Source organism: Pseudomonas sp. QS1027 (assembly GCF_002814235.1).
GTDB lineage: Bacteria > Pseudomonadota > Gammaproteobacteria > Pseudomonadales > Pseudomonadaceae > Aquipseudomonas.
This window is the reverse complement of sequence record NZ_PHSU01000004.1, coordinates 181,300-207,994: the sequence shown is the minus strand read 5'-3', so window position 1 is coordinate 207,994 and position 26,695 is coordinate 181,300. Positions and strand designations below refer to the sequence as shown.

At 58.0% G+C, this 26,695-nt stretch carries 17 protein-coding genes and 3 pseudogenes; 7 read left to right on the top strand and 13 right to left on the bottom strand.

The features are described 5' to 3' along the window. Positions 1-180 precede the first annotated feature (180 nt). Both CWE01_RS04730 and CWE01_RS04725 read right to left on the bottom strand, forming a co-directional pair. A pseudogene (locus tag CWE01_RS04730) lies at positions 181-617 on the bottom strand (helix-turn-helix domain-containing protein); the annotation flags it as partial. 11 nt (positions 618-628) lie between these two features. Beyond that, complete coding sequence (locus CWE01_RS04725; protein WP_100939375.1) at positions 629-1,237, bottom strand: TetR/AcrR family transcriptional regulator; 609 nt, start codon at positions 1,235-1,237, stop codon at positions 629-631. Between the two features lie 94 nt (positions 1,238-1,331). On the opposite strand from CWE01_RS04725, the gene CWE01_RS04720 reads away from it, so the two are divergent. Next, positions 1,332-2,213: an SDR family oxidoreductase gene (locus CWE01_RS04720; RefSeq protein WP_100939374.1), complete on the top strand. Its 882-nt coding sequence runs from the start codon at positions 1,332-1,334 to the stop codon at positions 2,211-2,213. A 388-nt stretch (positions 2,214-2,601) separates the two neighbouring features. On the opposite strand, the gene CWE01_RS33515 is transcribed toward CWE01_RS04720, so the two are convergent. The 5 genes and pseudogenes from CWE01_RS33515 to CWE01_RS04695 all read right to left on the bottom strand — a co-directional run bounded on the left by CWE01_RS33515 (position 2,602) and on the right by CWE01_RS04695 (position 6,000). Then, complete coding sequence (locus tag CWE01_RS33515) at positions 2,602-2,823, bottom strand: hypothetical protein (RefSeq protein WP_177145223.1); 222 nt, start codon at positions 2,821-2,823, stop codon at positions 2,602-2,604. Between the two features lie 488 nt (positions 2,824-3,311). Further along, positions 3,312-3,530 (bottom strand): annotated as a pseudogene (locus tag CWE01_RS04710) (cupin domain-containing protein); the annotation flags it as partial. Between the two features lie 193 nt (positions 3,531-3,723). Then, positions 3,724-4,668 (bottom strand): HD-GYP domain-containing protein, encoded by a 945-nt coding sequence (locus CWE01_RS04705; RefSeq protein ID WP_100939371.1) that lies wholly within the window; start codon positions 4,666-4,668, stop codon positions 3,724-3,726. 397 nt (positions 4,669-5,065) lie between these two features. Next, positions 5,066-5,296 (bottom strand): annotated as a pseudogene (locus CWE01_RS33780) (DUF808 family protein); the annotation flags it as partial. Positions 5,297-5,391: 95 nt separating this feature from the next. After that, a complete protein-coding gene (locus CWE01_RS04695; RefSeq protein ID WP_100939369.1) occupies positions 5,392-6,000 on the bottom strand; it encodes a LysE family translocator in 609 nt (202 codons plus the stop codon). A gap of 24 nt (positions 6,001-6,024) precedes the next feature. On the opposite strand from CWE01_RS04695, the gene CWE01_RS04690 reads away from it, so the two are divergent. From CWE01_RS04690 to CWE01_RS34165, 3 genes are all read left to right on the top strand, one after another. Further along, complete coding sequence (locus CWE01_RS04690) at positions 6,025-6,555, top strand: Lrp/AsnC family transcriptional regulator (RefSeq protein WP_256346846.1); 531 nt, start codon at positions 6,025-6,027, stop codon at positions 6,553-6,555. A gap of 34 nt (positions 6,556-6,589) precedes the next feature. After that, positions 6,590-7,726, top strand: coding sequence for an acyltransferase (locus tag CWE01_RS04685; protein ID WP_100939367.1), 1,137 nt, complete (start codon positions 6,590-6,592; stop codon positions 7,724-7,726). A 110-nt stretch (positions 7,727-7,836) separates the two neighbouring features. Continuing rightward, on the top strand, positions 7,837-8,010 hold the full coding sequence (locus CWE01_RS34165; protein WP_371315541.1) for a DUF6124 family protein: 174 nt from the start codon (positions 7,837-7,839) through the stop codon (positions 8,008-8,010). 233 nt (positions 8,011-8,243) lie between these two features. On the opposite strand, the gene CWE01_RS04680 is transcribed toward CWE01_RS34165, so the two are convergent. Continuing rightward, positions 8,244-8,603, bottom strand: a complete 360-nt coding sequence (locus CWE01_RS04680; RefSeq protein ID WP_100939366.1) for a hypothetical protein — start codon at positions 8,601-8,603, stop codon at positions 8,244-8,246. 197 nt (positions 8,604-8,800) lie between these two features. On the opposite strand from CWE01_RS04680, the gene CWE01_RS04675 reads away from it, so the two are divergent. From CWE01_RS04675 to CWE01_RS04665, 3 genes are all read left to right on the top strand, one after another. Continuing rightward, positions 8,801-9,013, top strand: a complete 213-nt coding sequence (locus tag CWE01_RS04675) for a hypothetical protein (RefSeq protein ID WP_100939365.1) — start codon at positions 8,801-8,803, stop codon at positions 9,011-9,013. A 338-nt stretch (positions 9,014-9,351) separates the two neighbouring features. After that, complete coding sequence (locus tag CWE01_RS04670; RefSeq protein WP_100939364.1) at positions 9,352-19,938, top strand: non-ribosomal peptide synthetase; 10,587 nt, start codon at positions 9,352-9,354, stop codon at positions 19,936-19,938. Then, entirely contained in the window at positions 19,935-21,095 is a 1,161-nt protein-coding gene (locus CWE01_RS04665; protein WP_100939363.1) for an FAD-dependent monooxygenase, read from the top strand. The genes CWE01_RS04670 and CWE01_RS04665 overlap by 4 nt, the downstream gene beginning before the upstream one ends. 53 nt (positions 21,096-21,148) lie before the next feature. Here the strand turns inward: CWE01_RS04665 and CWE01_RS04660 are convergent, their stop codons facing one another. From CWE01_RS04660 to CWE01_RS04640, 5 genes are all read right to left on the bottom strand, one after another. After that, positions 21,149-21,697 (bottom strand): cupin domain-containing protein, encoded by a 549-nt coding sequence (locus CWE01_RS04660; RefSeq protein ID WP_100939362.1) that lies wholly within the window; start codon positions 21,695-21,697, stop codon positions 21,149-21,151. Between the two features lie 121 nt (positions 21,698-21,818). Next, positions 21,819-22,721 carry a DUF808 domain-containing protein gene (locus tag CWE01_RS04655; protein WP_100939361.1) on the bottom strand — a complete coding sequence of 301 codons (903 nt, stop codon included), beginning with the start codon at positions 22,719-22,721 and terminating at the stop codon, positions 21,819-21,821. A 107-nt stretch (positions 22,722-22,828) separates the two neighbouring features. Next, complete coding sequence (locus tag CWE01_RS04650) at positions 22,829-23,974, bottom strand: hypothetical protein (protein WP_100939360.1); 1,146 nt, start codon at positions 23,972-23,974, stop codon at positions 22,829-22,831. Between the two features lie 136 nt (positions 23,975-24,110). Beyond that, positions 24,111-25,697 carry a GMC family oxidoreductase gene (locus CWE01_RS04645; RefSeq protein ID WP_100939359.1) on the bottom strand — a complete coding sequence of 529 codons (1,587 nt, stop codon included), beginning with the start codon at positions 25,695-25,697 and terminating at the stop codon, positions 24,111-24,113. Between the two features lie 49 nt (positions 25,698-25,746). Beyond that, positions 25,747-26,628: a sugar phosphate isomerase/epimerase gene (locus CWE01_RS04640; protein ID WP_100939358.1), complete on the bottom strand. Its 882-nt coding sequence runs from the start codon at positions 26,626-26,628 to the stop codon at positions 25,747-25,749. Positions 26,629-26,695: the final 67 nt, after the last annotated feature.

Sequence of the window (26,695 nt, the reverse complement as noted above, 5' to 3'; positions counted from 1 at the left end):
GCAATTACTACGTGCCTGCAAGCCTGATGATGACACCAACATCTTCTGATGCTCAGGTCTATCCGGCGCTGACATCTCAACAGGTGTGTGCACGGCCTGCACCACGGGCCTGGTAGCGGAAACCCAGCAACACACCAATGGCTTATCCGGTGGATCCAGATACAACCCAATAACATCCTAGAATTTCTCTTCGAAGTTTGGATCTTTGGACGGTTTGAAGGTGCGTGTCAGGTGCGGCTTTAGTCGGTGGCGACCCAAATGCGCTGGACGCTGGCCGGTGAAATACCAGCGACTCGAGCCATGCTTCGACAGCTCCAGCGAGGCTGACCGATACGCGGCCGACTGACCTACTCAAGGGTTCGTTTCAACGCTTCGGCCGGCAGTGCGACCTCGTCCGGGCAAATCCACTAGGTCCTGTAGACACAGCTCTTGAATCGCTTGCACCAGCGGGTGACTGAAACAACGGAGACCGGTCAACTGCGTAATCTCGTTACGAGAACAACCTTGAGCGGTTAGCAAAATCATCCGCGCCCGACGAACGTCGCGCGGACTGATCTTATGCGCCGACTCAGTTCAATTTGTTCGTCTTCCCTGAGCACGATGCCCTGAGAGCTCATGTAATCACTAGTCATCCCAACATAGAAAAAGCGACTAATAGTATTTTCTTTACAATTTGTGGATCCTCACCACGAGAGATCTGTGACGAAGCATTACTTAACTGTGCATCGATATAAGCAGATGCAAACTCTGATGACATGTCTGCAGAAAACTCACATTTGGCCTTTGAACGTTCCACCCATTTCCAGTAAGCAGTTAATGCTTGCGCCTGAATGAAATCAATTTGTGCTCGTGCGGCTTCACCCAAGTGCGTGCGTGATTCGCGCATTTTTATCAAAAGACATCCCTTTGGGACCTCTTGACTATCACTAACTGAGGTGGCAAATGACACTAAGTTGTCAAGCGCCTCTCGAAACGGAATTTCTGTATTTAACATCTGCCGCACAGGATCTAGCACCTGCTCCTGATATTTAAGAATAACAGCTTTCATCAAGCCATCTTCATTCCAAAATTCACGATAAAGACCTGGCTTCGATATATCACATCTTCTGCAAATTTCATTAAGGGATAAATTGCGTATGCCCTCTTTCCAATAGGCATCCATTGCCACATCCAAAACGTGATCACGGTCTAGGGTCTTAGGTCGTCCCCTTGAAGGCTTTGTTGGATTTGAGCTCATTTCGTACCACCTGGTATTTTAACTTGACACGCGATGCCCCACCACATTATTGTACCAGTCAGTATTTAATTGACAAGCCATCAGGAAAGAAAATATGAGTGAAGCACAAAAAAACGTAATCATCACAGGTAGCAGCAGTGGATTTGGCCTAAAAGCAGTGAAAGATTTTGCAGATAAGGGCTACCGAGTGTTCGCCACCATGCGTGGCACAGAAGGCAAGAACGCCGCAGTCAAGACCGAGCTGGAAGCGTATAGCAAGCTCATCCATGTTGTAGATATGGATGTCACCAGCGACGAATCCGTCAAAACAGCCATTGAAAGTTTGCTGGCTAAAGCGGGCAAGATTGATATTTTGATTAACAATGCAGGCGTAATGTACCTTGGCATTACGGAGGCATTTAGCATTGCCCAAGCCAGGGAACAGATGGAAACCAACTACTATGGCACTATGCGCATTATACAGGCTGTCTTGCCCGCTATGCGGGAAGCCAAGTCCGGTCTGATCATTAACACCTCATCAATGGTCGGCCAGATTTCGGCGCCGTATTTCTCTACATACGCCGCCACCAAGCATGCCTTGGAAGGCTACGTCCAAGGCTTACGTTACGAAGTGGCGCCCTTCGGCATTGATGTTGCCATCGTGCAACCAGGCCCGTTCCCTACAGGTCTAAGTGCAGGAGGGCAAGAGCCTTCCCGTATTGACGTGCTGGACAGCTATGGTGAATTAGCAAAGATACCCGCCGCTATGTTCGCAGAGTTCGCGAAATTTATGCAGTCTGACCAAGCACCAGATCCACAGTTGGTCGTAGATACTTATTTAGCGCTAGCAGATATGCCTGCTGGCAAACGCCCTACACGCACGGCGGTCGGCATGGTTTGGGGTGTTGATGAAATTAACGCTGCCAAGCAACCCATTCAAGACCGTGTTTTAAAAGAAATGCAACTAGAAAATATTTTAGGCGGTGCTGACGTGTAATCTCCAGTATCAGGGCAAGCTGTTTCTTGCCCTGTGTCAGCCATATCACAATCGCATTCTTCCTCGGGAGGCGTCCAGTAGCAGTTCTTTAGTTCCGATTAACGCAGCTCAATTGAAAGAGCGAAGATCTAACACCACGCGGACTGCATAACGCTTCGAAGCCAGCGACCTGAGCCACTAGCTAAGCCCCTCCTGAGGCAAGGAGCATATAATAAAAATTACACTTATCTATAGCGGCCTACTTGCAACTTTATTCGTTGCACCAAGTGCCCGAGTAATTATTGGAAGAGTAGGCCTTGGCAGTCCTAGAATTCCAGATGCGAGACCTGCGCGCAAAAGCGGGTACCGACAAGGCAGAGTCCAGCGGAGATATCATGCAGGCCCGCCACTATGCAGCTGTACGAGCCTTGCGAAAGGCTTCGTGAAGCTCATTCGGGCCAGATAGACCTTCGCCCGGACTGTGATGGCCCGGAAAACAAAACTGACCAAATCCTGTTTTCTTGATGTCACCCTCCCCGCTTTTTGACACGCTCGTTGGGCCTTCTCGGGTGAGCTGACGGTTTCTCGTTGCCACCTGCTGTAAATCCGAGGTGCCGGATTCAATGGTCATGCGAACGCCGCATTGATCGCCACTCACGTGGATATCTTGAATGCATGAGTACAACGCTAGGCATCTGACGGCACCGCGGACTTGCTCTGAAACCAGGATATCTTCAATGCCACGCTTCCTAAAAAAATCACGTACCTATGCGTTTTACCGCCAGGAGGGCCGATGCTTCTACTGCGACTACCCCATGTGCATCACCTCTCCTCAGGAATATGCGCAGCTTTGTGGCTGCTCACTCAGGCAGGCAAAACAGATGCAATACACAGCCGAGCACCTGCTGGCCAGATGCGGGGGTGGCTCAAACCAAGCCTCAAACATCGCCGCAGTTTGCAAGTTGTGCAACTTGCGCCGGTATCAAGGCAAGATGACTCGACAATGGCACACCTATAGAGAACTCGTAAAGAGCAAGGTTGTACAAGGTCGCTGGCATCCATTTCGCCTTATGGGATCAGCCGTTCAGCCATAAGACAGACCTAGAAACGAGTCCGTGGTCAAACCCGCGGCCACAGACTCGTTGTCAGATTGCGAAAGCTATGGGGCAGCGTCGTCGGGAAGTAACAGCCGTCCCCCTCCGTCAGCACGCTGATCTGCCCGTCCACCGTCAGCTCAATGGCGCCGCGTGTGAGCAACCCGCACTTTTCGCCGACCGCATGCACGATCGGCTCCGCCCCGGAGCCGGCCCCAGGGGCGTACTGCTCGCGCAACATGCGATATCTTGTAACTTTCTCGTACAAGCTTGAGTCATGAACCCGTATCCATGACAGCCCTATTTAGAACCTGAGGATGGCGAGGGATGGCGTGCAGGAAGCGTACGAAAATATTTCCGCCCCCCCCAAAAAATGTGTCGCCTGATTAGATCATGTTTGCAGGCGCAGACGTCACAACCCGGCGTCTTCGTCAGGATTATTGGGGTTTGCTATCTTCCAGCCACAATAAGTCGGTGTCTTTGAACCTATAGCGCTGGACAGGCACACGCGCACAGATCCGATCCTTCTGCAACGGATCACTCAGGTCCAAGAGCGTTGGTGTTATATGGACATTCAAGACCGGCACATAGAACAACTTCACCTTGGGGGTCAAGAGTGAATGACTGTTCTGTTCAACAACAACGCCAATGCGGCCACTTTTCAGTTGAACAAGCGACCCCACAGGATAAATACCCACGCACTTCAAGAAAGCTCGAAATACTTCATCGTCAAAGTGCCCCTCCCACGATGACATTTTCTGGACCGCGACGGCTGGATCCCAGCCCTCGTTATAAACACGATCGGAGGTGATTGCGTCGTAGACATCACAAACAGCGGCCATCCGGGAAAAGAGGCTGATCTGCTCGCCAGCCAATTGATGCGGGTAACCCTGGCCATCGACCCTTTCGTGATGGTGCAGGCATACGTCCACAATCATTTCGCACACCTGCGAGGTGGCCGACAGTGTTTTTTCTCCTTCCAGAGGGTGGGTACGAACCAACTGCAATTCCTCGTCGGTCAATCGCCCGGGTTTGTTGAGGACGGCGCCAGGGATGGCCATTTTTCCGATATCGTGCAACAGGCCGGCGAGCCCCACTCTGCGGATCAATGCTTCAGGCAGTCCCAGTTGATTGCCCAAGGCAATCATCAGGGCGCAGACGGCAACCGAATGCATATAGGTGTAATCGTCGAGACTTTTCAGACGAGCCAAGCTGATAAACGCGTCGGGGTGGCGTGAAATCGAACTGGAAATGTCATCGACAAGTGCACTGACGTTTTCCAGTTCCAGGGCACGGCCCATCCGCGCGTGCCTGAACATCTCAACCACGGCGGCGCGGGATTTTGCGCAGAGGTCCCTGGCAGCAACCAGCTCGTCGTTCATCGCTATTCGCGGGGGCTGCGGGGAGCTGGAGGCGTCATGGGGAGAGGCTGATAAAACGCTGCTGTCTGGCGTTTCACTGGCGCAACCCATCACGCAACGAACATCCAACTCGGAGTGAGTGGGTCGATCCCTCCAAAAGGGCCTTGCCTCGCTGTCGGGGGCCTCCTGACAGAACTCATGACATTTCAACATGACCTGCCCTCGTTGAATTTTATTCTATGGCACTTCTAACCGTGTCAAAGCCGGGGGTAGGTAATGCCTGTTCGCCCACCGCCGCTCTCTCGGTCGAGGCGCCTCCTTGTCGGCGTACCGACGTGTCGACTGCCTGGAAAAGATACTGGCCCAACAATGGCATCCTCACTATCGGTGAATCCCTATTCTGGGATAGGAACATCGGAAACAGAGTAGGAAAATCCCTACGCTTCTGTAAATCAGCCTTGAGTTCAACCACTTTCTCTGCGCTCGCCGCGAGATCATCAGTCAGAACACTGGCGGTTTTCTTCACGGCGACTTTGCTCATCACCGATATGTCGTCCAACAAGGTGGCGATGTCATCGAACAACGCGAAAAAACTGCTACCTGCCTTGGTTTCAACTCCTGAACCTAACCTGCCTGGACGGCGGGCCAAGTATAAAGTTCAGGGGCGTGATCAAGCGCTCTTTCTTCAATACCGCTACAAGAAACGGAATCCGACTACCGAGCCTTGATCGACGCTCCAGGCAATCAATGGGTTAGACGCACAATGGCTGGCAGGGTAGCGCCTAACAAGACAAGCGCCATGACGATATTGAAGGCCAACGCCACATTCGCTCGCATCAGGAAACGTCGAAATACCACCCCGCCGACCGCCCAGATCCCGACACAGGGAGTAGACACGACCGCCAGCAGCGCAGCGGTCATGAACACGTTCACAAGATGGTTCTCGAGGGGAATATAGGTGGCTGCCGCGCTGATCGACATGGCCCACGCCTTGGGATTGATCCACTGAAAAACCACCCCGCCGAAAAAACCCATGGGCGAGCGTTCCTCGTCGCCGATCACCAACGGACCGCTGGAGGCAATCTTCCACGCGAGCCATAAGATGTAGGCCGCCCCCACGATGCTCAACGCGGTGTGAAACCCCGGAATGACCTCGAACACCGCTCCCAGGCCCAGGCCCAATATCACCAACTGGAGCGCCACACCTGCCGCGATGCCCCACACGAGGGGCATCGTGCGCCAGACCCCTACCCGGGCACCCGATACGAGGACCATCGCATTATTCGGGCCCGGCGTGCCTGTCATAACGATGGCGAAAAGCAGAAAGGGAAAAAGAAACGCCATATCGCTCATATATTCATCTGTTGTATCACGCCCATGAAGCGGAATATTCTATTGCTTAAATCAAAGAATTTTCTTGCGAACTCACGAGCAAAAATCAGATCCATGCAACAAACAACAGCTTTAGATCGAATTGACGAAAGAATATTGTCCGAGCTTGCAAAGGACGCGCGCCAAACCAATGTGAAACTGGCTGAACGGGTCGGTCTGTCCCCCTCTGCTTGCTTGAGGCGGGTACAGGACCTGGAATCTGCCGGTATCATCACCGGATACAGGGCCGTTATCGATAGATCCCGCCTGGGGGCTGGCTTTGTGGTTTACATCACCGTAGGCCTTTCCAATCACACCAAGGAAAGCCTTCAGGCCTTCGAGCGCGCCATCGCTGGCGCTCCGGAAGTCGTGGAATGCCACACCATCACGGGCGCCATCGAGTACCTGTTGCGCGTAGAGGTTGCGGATATCAAGGCGTACAAGACGTTTCATACCGACGTTCTCGGTACCTTGCCTCATGTATCGTCGATCACCAGCTACATCGTCATGGACTCGTCGAAGGACGAGCGCGCTTAACCCTGGGTAAAATGGGCGAACGGATAAGCTGACTATGAGCTTCGGTCTTCGTAATGCCCGGATCGACCTGATCCGGGGCGTCTCGATTTTTCTCGTACTGTTTCATCACTTCAACATCGCGTACCACCTGAACGACACGACCCTGGCCAGTGTATTGGGATGGGATGCCGTCCGCGCTGTCGCACGTAACGGCAACTATGGCGTGACTATGTTCTTCGTCATCTCGGGTTATTTGATTACCTCGAATGCCAATCGTCGCTGGCCCGGGCTCGTCGGCATGAGTGCGTGGGCGTTCTACGGGTTGCGTATCGCACGTATAGTCCCATGCCTTCTGTTGCTGATCCTCACCATCAATGTGCTTGCGCTAGCAGGTGTGACGATCTTCCAGAACACTCCGTCGACCGCAACGCCCGTCTCGTTCTGGACCGTGAATCTAGCGTCCCTGACCTTCTGGATGAATGTGCTGATCAGCGCCCGAGGATGGGTCAATTATCCTCTCGGTGTGTTGTGGTCCTTGTCGGTCGAGGAAGTGTTCTATCTCTCGTTCCCGATGCTCTGCCTTGCCCTGCGGCGGGAGTCGCTGCTGCTTGCCTTCTGGGGCGTGATCATTATCGTTGGGCCCTTTTACCGCTTCGCTCATCAGGGCGATGAGGAAGGCTTTCTCTATGATTATTTCGCTTGCTTCGACGGCATCGCCATCGGCTGTTGCACGGCACTGCTTGCCAAGCGAATGCCTATGCGCGGTCTTGTAGCGAAGGGCCTGCAGGCGCTCACCCTCGCCGCGATGACATTCCTCTACCTGTATTGGCCGATCGGGCAAGCCAACGTGCTTGGCGTGACAGCGATGGCCCTTGGCACCGCGGTGCTGTTGTTGGGTGCGCACCATCGGCCCTCCGACCTCGTCCGCCAACGCACCCGCCTCCTGGTCGGTCTCGGATGGTTTGGAAGGCTCAGCTACGAGCTCTACCTGTTTCACCTCATCGTGCTCGGCGCAATGAGAACGATCTTCCCGCCTTCCGTCGTTGTGGGGAATGAGAAAATTCTGCTCCTGGCTGTGTTCTTCCTACTGTCCGCCGCACTGAGTGCAGCGGTCGGGCGATTCTATGCAGAACCCTTGAACCGCAGCATCAGGCGATTCGTTGCTCGGCGGACGGTCAACGTCACCGTCTGAAAACGGGCAGTCCGGCTTTTCCGCGCGGCTATCGCAACAGCCTGTAAGCTGCACAGCGCCGCCGATATCACAGTGATCTATGGCACGATCCCGGGAGTCATGAAGACGCCCTGGCCAATGTCTACTCGATTCTGCAATCCGCAGCGGCCACGGCCTATGAGCACGCCGACAACCAGACCGGTTCGAACCGCAAGGTCGCGATGGGCGTGGTGCATCTGATTGAGTTGGCACAGCTGAAGATGGACTCGGTGCTGGATGAACAAGTGGTCAGCTTCAGCGGCTGACAGTGCTCTGAGGATGAGCGGAAAGCCTGGCTTCCGCTCATTTGAGTCTGAAGTTCAACAGCCAGTCAGCCCTCCCCTGGCGATTGACTGATACCTGTTCGGACAGGGATAGGAAACCCAAGACAAGGTCCGGTTTAGTTGAACCGCAACATTCCTTGAGTACCCGAGACAGAGACACCTCGGAACGGGCCCGCATCGCCACTGACGGAGATGGCGGAACCCGACGATGACGTCTATTTATTGCTCTTGCGGCGCAGCAGAACAAACAAACCGATCAGTTGCATCCCCACCACGACCATGACCACGCTCTTCCCTCCGATGCCGAGGCCAACCACCCAGTCGATAACCAGCAGCAAGAGCGCTACGCACACGGGAAGCATACAAAGGATGTACAACACTCTGATCAGCTTTCGATGACGTCGCCCCCATGTGGACGGCCCGTCGGTTTGAGCCATAGAGTCCAGAGGGTCCAGGAACTCCAGAAGAGCAATGAAAAAATCGATCATGATGTGTTCTAGCGCAATGGTTTCGAGAGGAGGTGTGGATTCAATTGAAACGCGCCTTTGTAACGGCTGCGTTTGGATTTTCTGCATTCCAACCCTCATTACTGCCAATGCCCACCCTGGTTCGAAAGCAGCTCTCCATCACCGGGCCCTTTCAACCGGTAGGATCGAACACAAGGACAGTGGCGCTCGCAGCCTCTCACAGCAGTCGGCCATTTCATCCCCGCACGGGAGCCCCGCCAAATCCAAACTTACCGGGGTTCTCACTTATTTCGCGGAGACCGCTCATGGACAACTTGGATTTGCTCGGCCTGGATAGTGGAAAAAGTACCTTTCATCTCATAGGGCACGACGGCAAAAGTAAGGAATTACTGCGCAAGAAAGCGGCGAGTCTAATTCCTGCTGCAATAGTGAGCCTCCAGCGTAAGTGGATGCCAGACTTGGAAGGCAGAAATATGGTGAATATAGATACCCGCATCAAGTTTCGCCATTTCTGCTGAATCAACTACACAGAACGTCCCCCTTTTCCGGTGCAGATTTATCCCCTCTGCAAACGCTTAATAACATCAAGCGGCTCGTTTTCAGTTATGGCTGCGCCTGCGCTTTGGAGTCCACTGACTTCATTACACGCCTCTGGAACACCATCGCCGGTACTTTACGCGAATGATATCGGCTGCTGAAGCAAGCGCGAAACCATAATGCCATCACGGTCGGTTCGCTGTAATTACCGAACAAACAGACCGTCAATTGCACATACCGCCCCCCCCTATTTCCTGGCTTTTCACGGCCGATCCACTGGCTGTTGACGAGCCTAAGTGACTTGAATACAGGCGCCAACATGACCTCCGCTGACTTGCCAATGCTCGACAATGAAAGTCCAGACTTTGAACTCACTTCCCCTCAGCAAGGCATCTGGTTTGACCAGATCGCGAACCCCGAACTGCCCTACTACAACATCGGCATGGTCTTTGAGATCAAGGGTGAACTGGATCTTCCACTGTTCGAGAAAGCGTTCCAACTGGTCGTGGATCGCCATGAGTCCTTGCGCCTGGTTCTCAGCGTGCAAGGCGCAACTGTACGTCAGCGCGTAGTGCCTTACGTCAAGGCGAAGCTGAGCGTTGTCGAATTTTCTGGCGAACAGGCTTGCGAGGAACAGGTAAAGGCTTACCTGCAAGACGCTTTTCGTCAGCCGTTCAACCTGCTGGGCGAGGTGCTTTGGGAAGCCAGGCTCGTGCGCTGCGGGCCGGGCCGGTATTACTGCCAGCATCGCTACCACCACCTGATAGGTGATGGCGTCACGGTCTATTTGCTCGTTCACGCTGTCGCAGATGCTTATAACGGCCTGTTGCGTGATGATCACAATCCACCTCAAGGGAACTCTTATCTCTCGTTTCTCGCAGAGGATCGAGCCTATGTGGAATCGACCCGCTTCGAACGTGACAAGGCTTTCTGGAAAGAGCTGTATGCCGAGCTGCCGCCGCCCTTGCTGCAACCGCGTGTTGCAGTTGCCGACAACCGCATAGCGCCCAGCGCGCTGAGCCAGATGATGATTCCCCGGGTTCTGTTCAATGAACTTGCGCGGTTTGCAAGCGGCAAGGGCCTGTCACTCCCCCATATATTCATGAGCATCATCGGCACTTACTTCTGCCGTACCACTGGCGTCGACTCCATCGTGATCGGCATGCCGGTCCACAACCGGACAACGGCTTACCAGAAGAACACGGCGGGCATGTTTTCTTCCCTGAATCCCATCCGTCTCGAAGTGGACCCCCAGGCCTCGTTTCTGGAACTGATGCAGACGACTTCCGCCAAGTTGCGCCGCAGCTACCGGCATCAACGCTTTCCGATAGCAGAACTTAACCGGATTTTGAAGCTGGGCCAGGCGGGCCGTCGGCAACTGTTTGACCTGTCACTGTCGTTTGAGAGTCTCGACGGAGATGTGGTATTCGGGGACAGCCCGATCAGAGTATTACCCCAATACAGCGGGTATGAGCGCCTGCCGCTGGCGATTTTCGTGTGTGACTATAATCCGAGCGAAGACGTTTATCTGGACTTCAACTTCAATACGGCGTTTTTCACGCTGGAAGAAGTGCAGCAGATTCAAACGCGCATTCTTTCAATGCTCGCCCACGTGGTCGAACGGCAAGACACACCGGTTTCACACTTTCCGATCATGCCGATGGCCGAACAGCAACAGGTGCTGCAGACATTCAACGCCACTGAACACCTGTACTCTCAAGACGGACTCATTCACACCCGCTTCGAGCAACAAGCAGAACGCCAGCCAGACGCCTGCGCCGTCAACGACCACAACGGCAAGGCGCTGACTTACTCCGAACTGAACCGTGAAGCCAACCAACTGGCGCATCATTTGATCAAACTGGGCATCGGCCCGGATGATCGGGTCGCCATCTGCGTCGAACGTGGGCCACAGATGATTATCGGCCTGTTGGGGATTCTCAAGGCGGGCGCAGGTTATGTGCCGCTGGACCCTGCCTACCCCGCCGAACGTCTGGCCTATCTGCTGCAAAACAGCTCACCGGCCGCGGTGCTGGTACAAGCCGCGACAGCGGACCTGCTGTCGCTCGGCTCACTGCCCGTCATCCATCTGGACGATGCCGCTTTGCAGGCGCAATCCGTCCAGAATCCGCACGTGCCGGGACTGGGCTCTTCGCATCTGGCCTATGTGATCTACACCTCAGGCTCCACCGGCTTGCCAAAAGGCGTGCAGGTCGAGCATCGCAACGTGGCCCGCCTGTTCTCGGCCACCGACGCGTGGTTTGGCTTCAGCGCAGATGACGTCTGGGCACTGTTCCACTCGTTTGCTTTCGACTTCTCGGTCTGGGAAATCTGGGGCGCACTGGTTCACGGCGGGCAACTGCTGATCGTCCCGCAAATGGTCAGCCGCTCACCACAGGAATGCTATGCGCTGATCTGCGACGCCGGGATCACGGTGCTCAACCAGACCCCTTCCGCCTTCCGCCAACTGATCGCCGCACAGGCTGACAGCCAGCAGGCGCACTCGTTGCGTCAAGTGATCTTTGGCGGCGAAGCGCTGGACAGCGCAATCCTCGAGCCCTGGTACGCAAGGTCAGCCAACGCCGGGACGCAACTGGTGAACATGTACGGCATCACCGAAACCACGGTGCATGTGACGTATTACCCCTTGCAGGCCGCCGATGCCGAGCGAACAGGCGTCAGCCCGATTGGCCAACGAATCCCGGATTTGCAGCTTTATGTGCTCGACGCCCGCCGCGAGCCCGTGCCTCTGGGCGTGGTCGGTGAGTTGTATGTCGGTGGCGCCGGGGTGGCGCGTGGCTACCTGAATCGTCCCGAGCTGAATGAAGAACGCTTTCTCGCCAACCCGTTCAGCGAACAGCCCGGTGCCCGGCTGTACCGCACTGGCGATCTGGTGCGCTGGTCTGCTGACGGCAGCCTCGAGTACCTGGGGCGCAATGACGATCAGGTCAAGATCCGTGGTTTCCGTATCGAACTGGGTGAAATCGAAGCCCGTCTGGCCGCACACGAGTCGGTAAAAGAAGCCGTGATCATGGCCCGTGAAGACGTGCCGGGAGACCAGCGTCTGGTGGCCTACTTCACCGCTGATGCTGAAGTGAGCCCCGACGTACTGCGTGGGCATTTGCAGGCGCAACTGCCGGACTACATGGTGCCCGCTGCCTATGTGCGCCTTGAATCCCTGCCGCTGACTGCAAACGGCAAGCTGGATCGCAACGCCCTGCCCGCTCCCGGTCAGTCATCGCTGGTCAGCCGCGAATACGAGGCCCCCATTGGCGACACCGAAACCGCCATCGCCGATATCTGGCAAGAACTGCTGGGCATCGATCAGGTGGGTCGCCATGACCACTTCTTCGAGCTGGGCGGGCATTCATTGCTGGCCGTCAAGCTGATAGAGCATATGCGCCAGATCGGCCTGAGCGCTGATGTTCGCGTGCTGTTCAGCCAGCCGACCCTCGCCGTCCTGGCCGCTGCCGTGGGCGGCGGCACGGAAATAGTGGTACCTGCCAATCTGATCCCTGGGGACTGCGAACGCATTACCCCGCAGATGCTGCCACTGGCGGACCTCACCCAGGACGCTATCGATCGCATCGTGGCCACGGTGCCCGGGGGCGTGGCCAACGTGCAGGACATCTATGCCCTGGCACCGCTGCAGGAAGGTATTCTTTATCACCACCTCTCCGCCGAGCGCGGCGATCCCTATGTCCTGAAATCCGTCTTTGCCTTCCAGGATCAAGCCTGTCTGGACGCATTCAGTCAGGCCCTGCAACAGCTGATCCAGCGCCACGATATCCTTCGCACCTCCCTGCACTGGGAAGGACTGGATAAATCGGTGCAAGTGGTGTGGCGTCAGGCCCCCCTGGCCATGGAAACCCTTGACCTCGATCCGACTCAAGGCGATATCGCCACGCAACTGCAGCGCCGCTATGACCCGCGGCACTATCGCCTGGATCTGCGACAGGCACCGTTGATGCGGCTGGTGAGTGCCTACGATGCCCCCCAGCAACGCATCGTCTCGCTGCTGCTGTGCCACCACCTGGTGCTCGACCACACCGCCCTGGAAGTGATGCGTGACGAAATACAGGCCCTGATGCAGGGTCAAGGCGATGACCTGCCTGCCTCGGTGCCGTACCGCAACTACGTGGCCCAGGCCCGCCTGGGCGTCAGCCTCGAAGCCCATGAAGCCTTCTTCCGCGACATGCTCGGCGACATCGACGAGCCGACCCTGCCGTTCGACCTGCACGATGTGCAAGGCGACGGGAGCGGAATCGAAGAAGTCCATCACCGTATTGATAACACCTTGAGCCAACGCCTGCGCAAGCAGGCCCGGCTGTCCGGAGTAAGTGCAGCCAGCCTGCTGCACCTGGCCTGGGCCCAGGTCGTCGGACGCTTTTCAGGACGCGATGTCGTCGTCTTCGGTACCGTCCTGATAGGTCGCATGAGCGGCTCGGCGGGCACAGACCGGGCGCTGGGCATGTTCATCAACACCTTGCCGATGCGCATCGACGTGGGTCACCAGGGGGCTCAGGCCAGCGTTCAAGCCACTCATGCACAGCTGTCCGCACTGCTCGGACATGAGCATGCCTCGCTGGCACTGGCGCAGCGCTGCAGCGGTGTGCCGGGCGATCTGCCCCTGTTCAGCGCCCTGCTCAACTACCGACACACTGACGGCGAAGCCTTGAGCAAGGAAGCCGGCGCAGTATGGGCCGGCATTCAAGTATTGAACGTCGAGGAACGCAGTAACTACCTGTTGACGTTGAACGTGGATGACCTGGGGGAGGACTTCATACTCAACGCCCAGACCGTTGTCGAGATCGGTGCGCAGCGTGTCTGCAATTACCTGCAGGCCGCACTGGAAAGCCTGGTCGAAGCGCTTGAACAGGCACCTCAGGCGCCCTTGCACAGCCTCTCGATCCTGCCGGAGCAGGAGCGCCATCAACTGATGGTCGACTTCAACGCCACTGAATTCGATTACCCATTGGAGCAGACACTCCACGGGTTGTTCGAAGCCCAGGTCGAGCGCACGCCGCAAGCGATCGCCGTGGTGCATGGCGATATCCGCCTGAGTTATCGCGAGCTGAATAACCGGGCCAACCAACTGGCGCATCACTTGCTCGATCTCGGGGTAAAACCGGATAGCCGTGTGGCGATCTGCGCCGAGCGTAGCGAGTTGATGGTCATTGGTTTACTGGCGGTCCTGAAAGCAGGCGGCGGTTATGTGCCGCTGGATCCGACTTATCCTGCGGACCGGATTGCCTACATGCTGCAGGACAGTGCTCCCGCTGCAGTCCTGGCTCAAAGCGCGACAGTGAGTCTACTGTCGAGCGTTTCGGTGCCGGTGATTGATCTGGACTGTCAGTCATTGCGCGGTCAATCGGTTGCCAATCCACACGTGCCGGGCCTGACCTCGGCTCATCTGGCCTACGTGCTGTACACCTCCGGCTCCACCGGCACGCCCAAGGGCGTGATGAACGAGCACCGTGGCGTGGTCAATCGCCTGCTTTGGGCGCAAGACCACTACACGGTGAATGAAACCGACCGCATCCTGCAAAAGACCCCCTTCGGCTTCGACGTATCGGTCTGGGAATTCTTCCTGCCCTTGCTGGCCGGTGCCCAGTTGCACATGGCACGGCCAGGCGGTCATCAGGATCCGGCCTATATCGCTCACGTAATCCGTGAACACGGCATTACCCTGATGCACTTTGTGCCTTCGATGCTCGATGTCTTTCTGGAGCATGGCGACAGCCAGGGCTTCAGTGACCTGCGGCGCGTGCTGTGCAGCGGTGAAGCGTTGCCCGGGCATCTGGTTCGCCGCTTCAAGACGCAACTGCCGGACATCGCGCTGCACAACCTGTACGGCCCGACCGAAGCGGCCATCGACGTCACCGCGTGGGACTGCTCGGGCCCCGACACGCCCGACAGTACGCCGATCGGCAAACCGGTTGCCAACACCCGTATTTACCTGCTTGATGCCTATCGGCAGCCCGTCCCCCTGGGGGTCGCGGGAGAGATTTACATCGGTGGGGTTCAAGTCGCACGCGGTTATCTGAACCGGGCACAACTGACGGCTGAGCGTTTCCTGACCGACCCGTTCAGCGACGACCCGAATGCCCGTCTCTACAGGACCGGCGACCTGGGCCGTTGGTTGGCCGACGGCACTGTCGAGTACCTGGGGCGCAATGACTTCCAGGTGAAGATCCGCGGCCTGCGCATCGAGCTGGGTGAGATCGAAGCTCATCTGCTGGCCTGCGAAGGTGTCAGGGATGTGGTGGTGATCGCTCGCCAGGAAACCGAAGGTGATACCTATCTGATCGGCTACATGGTCAGCGCCAGCGGAAACGAGCTTCCAGCCCACGCGCTGCAGGAGCAACTGCGCCAGCACGTCCCCGACTACATGGTGCCGAGGTATCTTGTTCAGCTGGAGCACTTCCCGCTCAATGCAAACGGCAAACTGGACCGCAAGGCCTTGCCCGAACCCGCACAGACCCTGGGCAGCACCGACGCGACAGCACCGCGCACGGCACTGGAACGGGCTCTGGCGCAGCTCTGGAAAGACAACCTGAAACGCGATGTACTGGGCGTCCATGATAACTATTTCATGCTCGGCGGCGATTCCCTGAAGGTCATCCATCTACAGATCAAGGCGCGTGAGCAAGGCATGGCGTTCACGCTGACGCAGATTTACCAGAACCCGACCATCGCTCAATTGGCTCGGCTTGTGAACGCGCAGCAGGCATCCCCATCGCAATTGCAGCCCGTAGAACATGTGAAGCCTTTTGCCCAGGTATCAGAAGACATCCGCCTGGCCAGCGAGGGCGTGTTCGATGAGGTGTTCGCGGCTTCGCAGCTCCAGGTCGGCATGATCTATCACTCGATGATGCACCCGGACTCGGCGATCTATCACGACATCTTTCGCTACCGGCTACGCCTGCGCTGGGATGCCGCGTCATGGAACCGGGCGTGCAACGCGTTGATCCAGCGTCATCCGGCCTTGCGCATGTCCTTTGATCTAAGCCACAGCGCAACGCCCCTGGCTCGTGTGCATGCCACGGTCGTGTCGCCGGTGCACGTCATTGACGTCACCTCTCTGAGCCCCGCCGAGCGGACACAGGCGATTTCCACTTACGTCGAAGAGCGCAAGCGTCACCGTCAGGATTGGCATCAGGCGCCGTTGTATCAGTTCGGCGTATTCGTCGCGGCGGACGACATTGACCTGGTTTTCAGCTTTCACCACGCCATTCTCGACGGCTGGAGCGTCGCCACCCTGATGCGTGACCTGATCACACTCTACACCTCGGCACCGGGGGCAGACGCTTTGCCCGCCCTGACCACCACGCCAGCCGACTTCATCGCCCTGGAGCAGGAGGCTGTGGTGACGGCTGAGCATCGTCTGTTCTGGAACGAATACCTGCGCGAGGCGCCCGCCGCGTCGATGACCAGTTGGGTCCATGCGGTCGCCCCGGACCCTATACCGCACCGCTCGGCCTATCGTGAAATGCCGGCGGCTGACCTGGCCCGGCTCGAGGCGTTCTGCCGAGCGCAGGATCTGCCGTTGCGCTCGGTCTTGCTGACGGCTCACGGCTTTGCACAAGCCATCATGTCCAACCAGAAAGAAGTGCTGTGCGGCATCATCAGCCACGGTCGGCCAGAGTTTGAGGATGCCGCCTCGATTCTGGGCCTGTTTCTCAACACCCTGCCCGTGCGTTTCAACACGCTGGGCCAGAGCTGGCTTGAGCTGGTCCGCCAATCGATTGCCCAGGAACAACAGGTGTTCAGTCATCGGCGCTATCCGTTCGCGCTGATCCACCGCGAAACCGACGTGACCTTGAACGTGGTGTTCAACTATGTCGATTTTTATGTGCTCAACGACATGCTGGCCCAGGACGATGGAATCCTCATTGACTGGGAAACGACCGAAGCCAGCAACTATGACCTGCTGACCACCATGGGTCGTCATCCGGGCAATGGTTCGTTGATTTTGAAGATGGACTACCGCACTGCCCGCGTCGCCGAAAGCCAGGTCCAGGCTTATACCGAATACCTGTTGCGCACACTGGCATTGATCATGGACGCGCCAGAGGCCAGCCCCTGCATACCGGCATGGTCACCTGTTCTCGAGCAGACCACGCCAGCCCCGGCCGCCACATTGGCTCATGACAATCTGGCAAGTCTGTTGCTGGACAGCTTTGCCCGCCATGAACAACAAACCGCCGTGAGCTTCGGCGGGACCCGGCTATCGTACCGCCAACTGAGAGACGCCAGTGCGCAGATGACGAGCTGGCTGCACCGGCACAAAATAGGCCAGGGAGACCGGGTTGCGCTCATGATGCCCCGCTCGCCTGATCTGATCGTGGCCTTGCTCGGTGTCATACAGTCTGGCGCCGCGTATGTACCGATTGATCTGAACTTCCCGGATGATCGCATCCGGCTGATTCTCGAAGATTCGCAGCCAAGCCTGGTGCTGTTCGCCGACGCGTCCGAAAAGCGGCTGGTATCACTGGCGGAGCACGTACACAAGCGGCACTGGGACAGCGTGGTCGCAGGGTTCGACAACGATCCGGGGCGCAGCCATGAGCGGGTTGCCCTGCTCGCTGCGGGCATAGAGGCCGACGACAATGCTTACGTACTGTATACGTCGGGTTCGACAGGCCGTCCCAAAGGTGTGGCCATGCCGCACCGCGCCTTGACCAATCTGATCCTCTGGCAGAACCGCGAGCAGGCGCAGGGTATCGACCCGGTCGTCTCGTTGAAAACACTGCAATATTCATCCATCTCGTTCGACGTATCGTTCCAGGAAATCCTCTCGACCCTGTCCTGCGGCGCTGAACTGGTGATGATCGAAGAAGCACTGCGCTATGACTTCATCAAATTGTTGAAGTTGATCCGCGCGCAGCAGATCAACCGTCTGTTCCTGCCCTACGTCGCCTTTCAGGGACTGGCCGAAGTGGCCATGCAATTGGGGATTCGCCCGGTATCGCTGCGCCGGATCAACGTGGCCGGTGAGCAGTTGAAGATCACCAGTGAGATCCGCGACCTGCTTGATGGCCTCGAAGAGTGTCAGGTGGAAAACCAGTACGGGCCAACCGAGTCGCATGTGGTCACGCGCCTCAAGCTTGAAGGTGCCAGCGAAACCTGGCCGAGCATGCCGCCGATCGGTACGCCTGTAGACGGGGTACGCCTGCATGTCCTGGATGCAGCAGGTAACGCCTGCCAGGTCGGCGTCATAGGCGGACTGTTTATCGAAGGTCCTTGCCTGGCAAACGGCTACTGGGATCGATCCGATCTGACCGACGAACGCTTTGTCTATCGGCAACTGGAGGGCCAGACCCGCAGGCTATATGAAACCGGGGACATCGGGTTTTACCTGCCTTGGGGTGATCTGGTCTATCAAGGCCGTGGTGATGCCCAGGTCAAGATTCGCGGCTACCGCGTCGAGCTGGGCGAGATCGAGGTGGCCATGCTGGGCTCCGCCCGATTCGGCGCCGACATTCGGCAAGTCGCCGTTATCGACAAGCCTGCAAACGATGGCAGCCGTTATCTGGTGGGCTTTATCCAGACGATGCCGGGGCGCCTGCTGGATCTGGATCAACTCAAGGCGGAGATGCGCCTTGCATTGCCCGATTACATGGTGCCAAACACGCTGATGAGCATTGAGCAACTGCCACTGGGCCCCACCGGCAAGATCGACCGTCGGCAGCTGCAAAAGGTAGAGATTCAAAACACCCTGCTGCGGCCCTTCACCGGGCCCCGAAATGCCACTGAAGACTTGTTGCAGGCTTATTGGCAGGAAGCCTTGGGCCTGGAAGAGATCAGTGTCCATGACAACTTCTTCGAGGTGGGCGGCAACTCGCTCAAAGCGGTGCAACTGGTAGCGAAGCTGGTCATGCATCAAGGTCTGGAGCCATCACTGTCCGACTTCATCCAGGCCCCGACCATCGCCGAATTCGCCCAGGTGCTGCAAAGGAGCGAAACCGGAGACTCGGCTACTGGCGCGCTGGTGGACTTCAAGAACGCCCCTGGCAAGCCACCGGTGTTTCTGGTCCACCCCATAGGCGGCCACGTGCTGTGCTATGCCGCCCTGGCGCGCGTCCTCAAGGATCAGGTCAATCTTCTTGCACTGCAGGCACCGGGAACCTGGGACGACCGTGAGCCGATCCAATCGGTACTCGGCCAGGCGGTGTATTATGCAGATGCCATCGAGCAGGTCGTACCGCACGGCGCGCTGAATATCGGTGGCTGGTCGTATGGCGGCGTCGTGGCGTATGAGCTGGCGAGCGAGTTGCAGCGTCGCGGACGGCTGGTGCATAACGTGTTCCTGCTCGACACCATCGTGCGTATCAATCAAGGCCGGGTGCAGGTCGAACGCTCCGAGTTCCTCAACTGGTTCATGTGGGAATTGCTCAGCGGCGACGGTCAGAAGGAATACGACTATCAGGCTCTGGACTTTTCCTCGATGAGCGATTCGCAAGCCTTCGCGACGATCCGACAGCACGGCATCGACCAGGGCATTTTCGACGACACCATTACCGTGGCGACACTGGACCAGCTGTTCCGGGTATTCCATGCCAACTGGCAAGGGATGCTGGACTACCGTTTCCCGCCACGGGACTTGCCCGTGACGCTCTTCGCGGCGGATGCAGCGCTGCCCGAGGTACTGCAAGGCCCCCACGAACTGGTAGGCACCGCCTTTAGCGATCCGTACCGCGGATGGCGCTCTGTTTCTCCTCAGGTACAGCGCATTGGCGTGGAAGGCGACCACCTGACGATGATGCGCGATCCCCATATCCAACGGGTTGGCAAATTCATCAAGTTACACATGGACGCGGCCCTGACAGGAAACGCGGGCAACAGAGCCGGCTTGACAGCCCCGTCAGACTTGAATGACTCGCTACAGGTGAAAACAGCATGACAGAACCCAGGAAAGCCATCGTGGCAGGCGCCGGTGTCGGCGGCCTGACTGCGGGCATCGCACTGCAACGCGCGGGATGGCAGGTCACGGTCTTCGAAGCGGCTCAAACCCTGCGCACCGGCGGCACCGGCTTGTCCATCATGGCCAATGCCATGGCGGCGCTGAATTCGATCGGTGCCCATGCTCCGGTCGAACAGGCTGGCCAGGAGATCCGCCAGTTCTTTTTCAAGAAACCGGGTGGCGCGCCCATCACCAGCATCCCCATTCATGAGATAGGCGAGCAACTGGGCTACCCCAGTATCAGTATCCAGCGGCCCTTGCTGCTGCGTGCGCTGGCGCAGCAGCTCGCACCCGACACGCTGATAACCGGTGTGCGCTGCGCAGGTTATACCAACCACGCCAATGGCGTGACGGTGCGCTTCGAAGACGGCAGCACCCAGGAGGCTGACCTGCTGATCGGCGCCGACGGTCTCAACTCGGTTATCCGCCGACAGATGCTGGGCGAGACGCCCATACGATCCTCAGGTTATGTCGCCTGGCTGGCGGTCACCCCACTCAGCCACCCGGTCATGACCGAGGGTTATGTGGCGCACTACTGGGGACGCGGCAAGCGCTTCGGGCTCTGCGATGTCGGCGACGGCCAGGCGTACTGGTGGGGAACCTGCAACCACGACAATGCCGCGGATGCCGCCTTGAGCATCAGCAAGCAGGAGGTGCTCAGTGCCTACGCCGGTTGGTCAGCGGAAGTCATCGCGGCCATCGAGGCCACGCCCGAGAGTGCCATCTTGAAAATGCATGCCCGGGATCGCGAGCCGGTGGAGCAATTCTTCGATGGGCATGTGGTGCTGCTGGGCGATGCGGCTCATCCGATGTTGCCGAGCCTGGGGCAAGGTGCCGCGCAGGCGATTGAGGATGCCGTGGTGCTGGCCGAGCACCTGGCGCGAACGCCGGACCTGCGCAACGCGCTGGCGCAGTATCAGGCGCGTCGACACCCGCGGGTCAATGGGATCGTCAATGCCGCGCGCTTTATGAGCGGCATTGAACAGGCCGAGTCGAAATTCCTCTGCTGGCTGCGCGAATGGTATTTCCGCCTGACCCCGCAGAGCAGTTTCCGCAAGAAGAACGTCGACATCCTGTCGTTCAAACCCACCGCCTGAGCAGGCGGTGGTTCAGAGGCCTCACTGGGCGTGTCTGAGCGCTCGCTCGGCGATCAAAAGTTCGCCGGCGTGTTGGCGCTGATGATCTCCGCTTCATCCTGGCCGATGTTGCGAAAGCTATGGGGTAGCGTCGTCGGGAAATAATAGCCGTCCCCGGCCGTCAGCACGCTGATCTTTCCGTCCACCGTCAGCTCGATAGTGCCACGCGTGACCAACCCGCACTCCTCGCCGATGGCATGCACGATCGGCTCCGCCCCTGAGCCTGCCCCGGGGGCGTACTGCTCGCGCAGCATGCGCATTTGCCGGCCAGGCACCTGGGCGCCGACCAGCAGCAGCCTGAGGCCATCACGGCCCAGGTCAGGTTGTTCATTGGCGCGGAAGATATAGCGCGGCTCCTCCACCGGTTGGTCGAAAGAGAAGAAATCCGCCAAGGTCATGGGGAACCCTTCGAGGAGCTTTTTCAGCGAACTGACCGACGGGCTGACACGATTCAATTCGATCAACGAAATCGTTCCATTGGCCAGACCGCTGCGTCTGGCCAGCTCCCGCTGGGATATCTTGTAACTTTCTCGCACAAGCTTGAGTCGTGAACCGGTATCCATGACAGCCCTATTCAGAACCTGAGGGTTGCGAGGGGCGGCCTGCTGGTGTCGTACGAAAAGACTTCCGCGCCCCCAAATTGTTGCCTGATTAGATCATGTTTGCAGGCACGGCACCTAGGGCCTAGCCAGATACGCGCTGGGTCAGCTGCTTTGCGGTCCAGGCCACGGCGACTGCAACGCCCCCTGCGATCAGTCCAACGACGGCTTGCATCAGATAGTTCTCCAGCCAATGCTTGATCGCAGGCGTGACGATCCATTCAGGACCGCCGTGGATCGCCTCCGCAATAAACGCTCCGCCGACAAAAAACATGGCGATGATGCCCACCCACGATAATAGTTTCATCAGCTTGGGCGCGGCTGATATCAGCCATCCGCCAATCCGCCGAAGCGTTTCCGCGAAATGGCCAGGGTTGGTGATCTTGCGCAGCCGCAGCCCGAGGTCATCAATGCGGACGATGCCAGCCACCAGGCCGTACACGCCAAACGTGACCAGCAACGAAATCAGCACCAGCGTTATCAGTTGCTGCACGAAGGGCGCCTCGGCCACAACATTGAGGGTGATCACCACGATCTCGGCGCTGAGGACAAAGTCGGTGACGATGGCGCCTTTCACCTTCTTCGCCTCGTAGACCTTCGCCTCGGCTTCACTGAGCCTCTTCAGCTTTCGTGCGCCATCCTGGTCGCCATGGGGTGTCAGCTTCTCGATAAGCGACTCGATGCCCTCATAACAGAGGTAGATCCCGCCAATCACCAGCAGCCAATGGACCAGCGAAGGGGCCAGGTAATTGAGCCCCAGCGCCAGCGGAACAAGAATGGTCTTGTTGACCAGGGAGCCCTTGCACACGGCCCACACCACCGGCAACTCACGATCCGCCTTGAGCTCAACCACCTTCTCCGCGTTCACCGCGAGATCATCGGTTAGAACACTGGCGGTTTTCTTCACGGCGACCTTGCTCATCACCGATATGTCGTCCAACAAGGTGGCGATGTCATCGAACAACGCGAAAAAACTGCTACCTGCCATGGTTTCAACTCCTGAACCTAACCTGTCTAGACGGCGGGCCAAGTATAAGGTTCAGGTGCGTGATGAAGCGCTTTTTCTTCAATGGCGCTATAGAACGTCCACAGCAATCAAGATCGGCCGGGGTGCACAGTAAAACTCTCCAGCAGCCTGGAGGTTGCTGGAGTGAAGTCCGCCGAATTCCCGTATTGATCCCAGGCGGTGAAATACACCCCGGCCTTGCCGGCGTTGGTGGCTGCCGCCACAGCGTTGACCGGTGAGCCTGGATAGCCAAATCCCTGGCCCGCCACCTGGGTGGAGTCATATTCGGCTACGGTGAAGTAGAGGGAGTGGCGGTCCTGATTGACGCTGACCGGCCACCAGTGCTGCGCCTCGCCCGACTGCTCCCGCATGCCGAATACCTGCGCCTGCGCGGGACTGGACTGGCTCCACGCATAGGCGATGTTGAACTTCCTGTAGCGTCTGAACGACTCGCCAGGGTTCTGAAAGGCCGTTGTTTCCTCGAAGACATGCCAATACTCGCCGATGCTGGCGGCAGCGATATCGAATCTCGTGAATTGGTGGCCTGGTTCCCGACAGGCAAACGCATAGTTGTGCGCCAGCATTTTTCGGCTCGCACTGTTGCCCTGATCCTGATAGGCCAGGAGGGACGTCAAGGCCGTGTTGGCCTCGGTATAGCGGACCGGCGCAAGGGCCGCGATACTGACCGTTGCTTTCGGCAAGTCACCCGGCTGTACGTGGCGCGTGGTCACCGAGTGGCTGCCGTTCCCGTTTGCATTGGGCACATCGATCTGCGCGGCGATCGCGATGGAAGCCAGAGGCTCCGCGGGCGGGCACATCACATAAAAAAGGAACTTCAGCGGACCATCGTCCCCGTCGTCGGGCTGGCCGCTGGAGAACGCCGCGTTCATCGAGCTGCCGGTGCTGAACTCGTTGCAACTGCTGGTATAACACCAGCGTGAGCCTATGCCGGCGGACGGCACGAACTCGAGCCGGTGGGCGTCCGCATCGTTCACCAGGCCCAAGGCGGAGCGCACCCGCCTGGTAATGCCCGGGTAACTCATTTCGGTGAGAAGATTGCCGCTGGCGTCCGTCGGCTTGACCGTCAGCAGCACTGCGATCTGCTGGAGGCCATTCTTGTATATTCTGCCGCTGGCTGGATTGCCCTCGTCCGCAAACTCGATTTTCAACTCATCAAGTGCGGTCCATGGCCCGGCTTCGGCCTTGACACCCAGCGATACCCCTGCATCCTTCATGGCAACTCCTTTGCATTCTTGTGTGTGAGTGAGTTTCAGATCCCGCCCCGCACTGTACATCAGCCCATGCGCGAAACGTGCCTTTGCTCAACCACACCCGACGCCAAAGGGGACAGCGGCCACTGTCTGAGTGGAGCTAGTGGGCCTGCCGGATCATGTCCGCGGCTTTTTCGCCAATCATGATGCACACCGAGTTGGGGTTGCCGGAGATCAACGTCGGCATGATCGACGCGTCGGCCACCCTTAGCCCGTCAATGCCATGGACCTTGAGATCCGGTCCCACCACCGCGTATTCATCCACGCCCATGCGACAGGTACCCGAAGGGTGCAGCGCGGCATGCGCCTCTTCGTGACAGAACTTCTTCATGGCCTCTCGCGAACGCACGCTCGCGTCGGGTACATGACGCCGCGCGACATAAGGCTTGAAGGCCGCCTGGGCCATGATCGCTTCCCCCACCAGGCAACCGTCCACCAGGCTTTCAATGTCGTAGGGATCGGAGAAATAGTTGGGCACGATGCGCGGTGGCGACATCGGATCGGCTGAATGAAGCTCGACATAACCTCGGGACCTGGGGCGTATCTGCCCCAGGTTCAAGGTGCAGCCGTTGCCACCCGGAACCGAATCGACCCCCTCCTCGATGCCGGCGCCTACCACCATGAAATACTGGATGTCCGGATGTCTGGCCGCCTTGTCGCCCCACCAGAAGGCGCCGCCTTCAATCAGGTTGGAGGCCGCCGGGCCTTGCCTGAACAGCGCGTACTGCAACCCCGCCATTATTTTCCACAGCGGTTTTTTGTACTTGTCATAGCTGTGTGGCCCGGTCAATTCATACACCAGGGACACTTCGATATGGTCCTGGAGGTTCTGCCCTACCCCGGGCAAATCCTTGACCACTTCGATGCCGTGCTTTTCAAGCTGGGCGGCCGGCCCGATGCCGGACACCATCAACAAGCGCGGTGAGTTGATGGCACCGGAAGACAGCACGATTTCCTTGTCGGCGTGCATCACACGGCGCACACCCTTCTCGAGGTACTCCACGCCGACGGCCTTGTTGCCCTTCAGCAAAATACGCAGCACCCGACAACCCGTCTTGACCGTCAGATTCTTGCGGCGTCTGGCAGGTGCCAGGTAGGCCACTGCCGCGCTGCTGCGAAAACCATTTTTCGCGGTGATCTGGTACAGCCCGCACCCTTCGGGTTTGCCCGAGTTGAAGTCTTCGTTGTACGGCAGGCCGTACTGCTGGCAAGCCCGCAGCCAGACCTTGGTCAGGGGATGGATGTTGATCGGATCGGACACACCCAGCGGCCCACCGACGCCATGGACGTCGTTGCAGAAGCGCTCGTTGTCTTCCGCCTTCTTGAAGTAGGGCAATACCTCGTTGTACGACCAGCCGGCGGCGCCCTGCTCGACCCAACCCTCATAGTCGGCGGGCACGCCGCGTATGTAGATCATCGCATTGACCGAACTGCCCCCGCCGAGCACGCTGGCCTGAACCATGGTCGGCGCCTCAGTGCGACGCTGGTCCTCGGTCGGCTCCCAGGCATAACGCTTGAGCAGCGGGCCCTGGGCGGTTTTGTAGTAGGCACCGGGGATATGGATGTAAGGGCTGCGATCGCGCGGCCCTTCTTCAAAAAGAACAACGGATGCAGAAGAGTCTTCGCTCAGACGCGAGGCGACCGTACAACCGGTCGAACCGCCTCCGATCACGATGAAATCCACCATGACGACCTCAGTTATTTTTAGTATTCAGTGGGTATTGAAAAGGGTTTGATCAACCAACCAACCGGGTCAGAAGCGCCTTCAGCTCCCTGGCAACTGCGTAGCTGTTTTGCTGCTGCTGTTTTTTGCAGAACAACTCGCAACTCCACCAGCCGACGTAACCGGTGGCTTTTACCGCCGCGGTCCACTCGGCAAGATCCAGCACGCCGCTACCCGTGGGCACGTCCCTGAGGACTTCTTCATTGGGAATACCGCCCTCGAAGGCGAGGGAGTCACAGACATGCACGCCGTAGATGGCGTCCTTGTTCATCCCCGCAATGTCCTGCGGGGTGACGCCGGAGGTAAAGCAATGCCAGTAATCGATGACCATCCTGACGTTATCGCGCTCGGTGCGATCGATCAGCTGCAGCTGGTGCTCCAGGCTGTTCAAGGGCGTCCAGGACAGGGCTTCAAGGTAAAGCAGCAGGTCGTACTGCCTGGCCAGGTCGGCCAGCGTTGCAAGATTTCTTGCGGTCAAGGCGTACTGCTCGGCTTGATCGCGGCCCAGTAAACCGGAGTAGTGCTCACTCTTGGCGCCGCGCTGAAAATCCAGCACGGCCTGTACGTTGATCGGCCCGGTGAGGACTTGCACGCCTTTGGCGCCGGCCAGATTGGCCAGTTGAAAAAGCCGCTCCGCTTCCTGCAGCAGGTCATCGCGTTCGGCGCCCTGGCGTTCGATATCCCTCAGGTAACCGATGCCCGGGACGTGGACGTCCTTGAGCAGGTTGCGAAGCTCCAGCTCGGAATAACCGGCCTGCAGATACGCTTCCAGTTTGGCGCTGTTGATCTCCAGCGCATCGAAACCCACGGCCTGTGCGATGTCGATATCCATCGCCAGGGTCGAATGTTTGGCGACTGTGGAATGCAGGACCAGGATGTCCGTTTGGGTTGCCATATGACTCTCCTACCGTTGTCATTGATTGTAGAGAGATGGGGTCCGACAAGAGATTTCGCACTTGGCG